The organism is Pseudoalteromonas sp. SR45-5, assembly GCF_014163565.1.
GTDB classification, from domain to species: Bacteria; Pseudomonadota; Gammaproteobacteria; order Enterobacterales; family Alteromonadaceae; genus Pseudoalteromonas; species Pseudoalteromonas distincta.
In genome coordinates this window covers 1-4,042 of record NZ_JACJDN010000368.1, presented here as the reverse complement: position 1 = coordinate 4,042, position 4,042 = coordinate 1, and the positions used below count along the sequence as shown (strand labels likewise).

5 protein-coding genes are annotated in these 4,042 nt (G+C 39.1%); 2 read left to right on the top strand and 3 right to left on the bottom strand.

Going from position 1 to position 4,042, the window contains the following annotated elements; genetic code table 11:
* Positions 1-123: 123 nt before the first annotated feature.
* On the bottom strand, positions 124-540 hold the full coding sequence (locus H5072_RS13435; protein ID WP_182693805.1) for an MgtC/SapB family protein: 417 nt from the start codon (positions 538-540) through the stop codon (positions 124-126).
* Between the two features lie 513 nt (positions 541-1,053).
* Here H5072_RS13435 and H5072_RS13430 point away from each other — a divergent pair.
* On the top strand, positions 1,054-1,428 hold the full coding sequence (locus tag H5072_RS13430) for a hypothetical protein (protein WP_182693804.1): 375 nt from the start codon (positions 1,054-1,056) through the stop codon (positions 1,426-1,428).
* Here H5072_RS13430 and fghA read toward each other — a convergent pair.
* Positions 1,382-2,224, bottom strand: coding sequence for an S-formylglutathione hydrolase (gene fghA, locus H5072_RS13425; RefSeq protein WP_096792995.1), 843 nt, complete (start codon positions 2,222-2,224; stop codon positions 1,382-1,384). The two genes, H5072_RS13430 and fghA, sit on opposite strands and share 47 nt — an antisense overlap.
* Positions 2,225-2,296: 72 nt before the next feature.
* Complete coding sequence (locus H5072_RS13420) at positions 2,297-3,418, bottom strand: S-(hydroxymethyl)glutathione dehydrogenase/class III alcohol dehydrogenase (RefSeq protein ID WP_002960732.1); 1,122 nt, start codon at positions 3,416-3,418, stop codon at positions 2,297-2,299.
* A gap of 134 nt (positions 3,419-3,552) precedes the next feature.
* On the opposite strand from H5072_RS13420, the gene H5072_RS13415 reads away from it, so the two are divergent.
* A partial coding sequence (locus H5072_RS13415) for a LysR family transcriptional regulator (RefSeq protein ID WP_182693803.1) occupies positions 3,553-4,042 on the top strand: 490 nt, incomplete at its 3' end.

Here is a 4,042-nt window from a genome sequence, read left to right as displayed (position 1 = left end):
ACTGTATTTATTATATGTTATATTGTATCAAATTGAAATCGTGTATTTATATTTTACCAGTGATTATACACACGTAATACGACCAATATTTGCTCGCATTACTTGTAATAATACAGCCAATTATCACTTAAACTTTTTTACATACCTTAGCGTTATAAAATTAATAATGGCAAGCAAAATGGCTATTTCGTAACGGCTATAGGCCACAGCTATACCAATTAAGCCCATATTCCAAATACTGGCTGCGGTTGCTGTACCGGAGGTTGATTTGTTATTTTTCAAAATTGCGCCACCGCCAATAAAACCAATGCCAGTAATGATGCCTTGCAACATTTTAGATTGAGCTTCTGCGCCATCTAAAACCGACATCGCTATTAATGCATACCCACACGATGCAACAGCAACAAGAGGAAAGGTACGAAGGCCTGCACCATCATGGCTACGCTCTCTGTCGTAAGCCATAGGTAGCGCAAGTAGGTAGGCAATACCTAAATGTATTAAGTTATCGATGATTTCATTCCACTGTAAATTAATTTCCATTATTGAGCCTATGCGGGTTAATTTTGTTAATAATAAGCAAACAGTGGGCCATTGCATAAATAACTAATAATCAATGGTTTATTGTAGGAAGCTGAGTTTAATAAAAATTATTGAGGAAACTTTTACATGTTTTTATTACTATTTTACGCGATAGTTAATTTGATCTGAGTTTTAAAGCCCCGTATTCTTTTATCATACCTAAAAGACACCTATGTGAACCTTTTGCCTTTAAATAAAACATTAATCACACCCACTAAACTTGAAAAAACAGCGTTACTATTTTGCGCTGGGTTATCTGTTTTTGCTTTTTTATTTCCTGAACTTCTCACAGAACACTTACAACCTACCATTAATAAAATTTTAGGTTATTTAGGGTCGCCATTTTTTATATTGCAGCTGGTGGGTGTTACAAGAAAGTTTATAAATGATTTTAGGTAGTAATACTTACATTTTTTTACAGAGTTACAATAAAAAACGTATACAATTTAGGTAATATTTTGTTAAGGATGAATGATGAAAACAATTATTGTACTTTTGTTTTTTTATTGCCTTTCTGGCTGTACAGTTGCGGGCGCTATTATTGATGGGCAAGCACAATCTCAGGCGCGTAATGATAAAAATAGTATTAGCCCGGCGCAGTCAACACCTTATAAAAACCCACTAGAGCCAGTACCTACAGATAAAAACGGATTTAACTTTACTGATATGGGATTAAAGATAGATTCGGCTCTTGTTAGCCTAGTTAAAGGGGAAAGCACTACTACGCAAGTATGTAGGCAGGTCACTAAAAGTCTAAAAGAGTGTGTAGAGGTAGAAAAGTCATCTCTACACACTAATAAGGCTAAGCAGTTAAAAACTGATGATGAAATAATAAGTGTTGGTCAATAAAGCTGCTTATAAAAAAGTAGCTATGATCGTAGCCTGCTTGCATTTCAAGTGTAAGCGGGTAGCTTTTTTTATCAGCAATAGCGACTAAGTTTTCTGGCTTAAGTTGCTCTTGTAAAAAACCATCGGCATCACCTTGACTCACTAACATGGGTAAGTAATGAGCTTGCTCTGCGTTTTTCATCAGCTCGCAGCTGTCGTATTGCTTCCAAAGCGCTTTATCATTTCCTAAATAACCAGTAAATGCTTTTACACCCCAAGGGCATTCAATCGGATTTACAATAGGGCTAAAAGCCGAGGCACTTACAAAAGCAGTCGGGTTTTTAAGTGCGACCATTAATGCACCGTGCCCGCCCATAGAGTGACCACTAATTGCTTTTGTACTTGTTACCGGAAAATGTTGCTCTATCAATGCTGGTAATTCACTAACAACATAATCGTACATATTAAAATGGGTGTTGTAAGGAGCTTGCGTGGCATTTACGTAAAAGCCTGCGCCTTGTGCAAAGTCGTAGCTGTCTTCATTGGGTACGTTTTCGCCACGCGGGCTAGTGTCAGGCGCTACAATAGCAATACCCAGCTCTGCTGCTTTTTTAAATGCACCGGCTTTTTGCATAAAATTTTCGTCGGTACAGGTTAATCCCGATAACCAATAAAGTACCGGTACTTTATTTGCTTCACTTGCGCCAGGTGGTAAAAATACGGCAAAGCGCATAGTGCAATGTGTACTTTGCGAGCTGTGAGTATATTGCTTATGCCAACCGCCAGACACTTTTACACTTGAGATATTTTCTAACATACTTAATCCTTAAAAGCCGTAAACTTAAAAGTATTACGGCTTATTAATAAGCTATTTTACGAATGCAGTTTATTAGTAATGAATGACTGTACGAATACTTTTGCCTTCGTGCATTAAATCAAACGCTTCGTTAATATCTTCAAGGCTCATTGTGTGAGTAATAAAGTCGCTAAGAGCAAATTCACCTGCCATGTAACGCTCAACAATTTCAGGGAGTTGTGAACGGCCTTTAACGCCACCAAATGCACTACCACGCCATACACGCCCAGTTACCAGCTGAAACGGACGGGTTGATATTTCTTGGCCTGCACCTGCCACACCAATAATGACCGACTCACCCCAACCTTTGTGGCAACACTCAAGCGCTGAGCGCATTACGTCAACATTACCGATACATTCAAACGAGTAGTCAACGCCGCCATCTGTCATTTCAACAATAACTTCTTGAATTGGCTTGTCGAAATCTTTTGGGTTAATTAAATCAGTAGCACCTAGTTTTGTAGCTAAATCGAATTTAGTGGTGTTTATATCAACACCGATAATACGACCTGCACCAGCCATTTTTGCGCCAATAATCGCAGACAAACCAATACCGCCTAAGCCAAATATAGCAACAGTGTCGCCAGGCTTTACTTTAGCTGTGTTGGTAACTGCGCCCATGCCCGTTGTTACACCACAGCCTAGTAAGCAAATCTCTTCTAGTGATGCTTCTTTATTTACTTTAGCAAGTGAGATTTCTGGCAATACAGTGTACTCAGAGAACGTTGATGTACCCATGTAGTGATAAATTGGTTGGCCATCTTTAAAAAAGCGTGTAGTGCCGTCTGGCATTAGGCCTTTCCCTTGTGTTTCGCGCACGGCTGAACACAGGTTAGTTTTACCTGAAGTACACATTTTACATACGCCACATTCTGCAGTGTATAAAGGAATAACATGATCCCCCACTTCAACACTCGTTACGCCTTCGCCAACTGCATAGACAACACCAGCGCCTTCGTGACCTAAAATAGCAGGAAATATGCCTTCAGGATCTTGTCCTGATAATGTAAATGCATCAGTATGACACACACCTGTAGCGGTAATTTTTACCATAACTTCGCCTTTTTTAGGCATCATCACATCAACTTCTTCAACACTAAGTGGTTGATTAGGACCCCAAGCAATGGCAGCTTTTGATTTAATAAATTCAGACATGTGTTTTATTTCCTTTAACTGGCTATTAAAAAATAATTGTAGACCCAATTTGCTTGGGTGATGGGCTTATTGTATTTGTTTCTCAAATAATGATAATCTCAATTTTATTAAAACACTTTTACAGTATGGTAATAATGGCACGTTGGGATGGAATTGATGAGTTTATAGCGGTTGGTGAAGAGGGCAGCTTTACTGCGGCTGCAAAAATGCTTGGGCTTTCGGTTGCGCATATTAGCCGCCATGTTACGGCGCTTGAGCAACGTTTAAATACCCAGCTTTTAACTCGTACTACTCGTAAAGTGGTTTTAACTAAAGAAGGTGAAGTGTACTTACATCAAATAAAGCACTTACAACACGCTATGGACGAGGCAACTCAAGGCCTTGCTCAGCAACAAAGTACGCCTAAAGGTAAAATAAAGCTCACAGCACCAGTTATGTACGGAGAGAGCTTTATTATGCCCATAGTGCATAATTTTATGAAGGAGCATCCCGAGGTAGAAGTTGTTGCCACACTAAGTAACGAGCAAGAAAACTTATTAGAGGGCGGATTTGATTTAGCCATAAGGTTAGGGCATTTAAAAGATTCGAGCTTAAAAGCGCGTAGGTTAAGTGCGCGGCGTTTTA

Bases quoted from the DNA above. Each gene is read 5' to 3' on its own strand.
- H5072_RS13430 (WP_182693804.1), top strand. From the start codon at position 1,054: ATGAAAACAATTATTGTACTTTTGTTTTTTTATTGCCTTTCTGGCTGT.
- H5072_RS13435 (WP_182693805.1), bottom strand. From the start codon at position 540: ATGGAAATTAATTTACAGTGGAATGAAATCATCGATAACTTAATACAT.
- fghA (WP_096792995.1), bottom strand. From the start codon at position 2,224: ATGTTAGAAAATATCTCAAGTGTAAAAGTGTCTGGCGGTTGGCATAAG.
- H5072_RS13420 (WP_002960732.1), bottom strand. From the start codon at position 3,418: ATGTCTGAATTTATTAAATCAAAAGCTGCCATTGCTTGGGGTCCTAAT.